This is a genomic window from Robertmurraya mesotrionivorans (genome assembly GCF_050971805.1).
GTDB lineage: Bacteria > Bacillota > Bacilli > Bacillales > Cytobacillaceae > Robertmurraya_A.
Genome location: NZ_JBPCCH010000064.1, coordinates 1 through 534, shown reverse-complemented (window position 1 = coordinate 534; position 534 = coordinate 1). Strand labels below are relative to the sequence as shown.

At 45.5% G+C, this 534-nt stretch carries 2 tRNA genes and 1 rRNA gene; all 3 read right to left on the bottom strand.

Annotated features, from left to right (window positions below):
• Positions 1-179: 179 nt before the first annotated feature.
• The 3 genes from ACRX5O_RS25305 to rrf all read right to left on the bottom strand — a co-directional run bounded on the left by ACRX5O_RS25305 (position 180) and on the right by rrf (position 526).
• Positions 180-255: transfer RNA gene (locus ACRX5O_RS25305), tRNA-Val, on the bottom strand.
• A gap of 36 nt (positions 256-291) precedes the next feature.
• Positions 292-366: transfer RNA gene (locus ACRX5O_RS25300), tRNA-Glu, on the bottom strand.
• A 44-nt stretch (positions 367-410) separates the two neighbouring features.
• Positions 411-526, bottom strand: a 5S ribosomal RNA gene (rrf, locus tag ACRX5O_RS25295).
• Positions 527-534: the final 8 nt, after the last annotated feature.

Here is a 534-nt window from a genome sequence, read left to right as displayed (position 1 = left end):
GGTGAGAGGACTTGAACCCCCAACCTACTGATTACAAGTCAGTTGCTCTACCAATTGAGCTACGCCGGCTTAAAAAGGATAAATATTTTTGCTTTGTAGGATGACTATTTTTCACTTTCGTGATGGATAAATATTTTCACTTCGTAGGATGACTATTTTTCACTACGTGAAAAAAGTCTTGGTGGAGGATGACGGGATCGAACCGCCGACCCCCTGCTTGTAAGGCAGGTGCTCTCCCAGCTGAGCTAATCCTCCAAAAAAGGAAAGTTATTTTCATTTCATGAAAAAACTTGGTGACCCCTACGGGATTCGAACCCGTGTTACCGCCGTGAAAGGGCGGTGTCTTAACCGCTTGACCAAGGGGCCTAACTTAATATTTTAGACAAAAATAATAGTCCCAATAGGGACTTGCCTGGCGACGTCCTACTCTCACAGAGGGAAACCCTCAACTACCATTGGCGCTGAAAAGCTTAACTTCCGTGTTCGGTATGGGAACGGGTGTGACCTTTTCGCTATCGCCACTAGACCAGTATT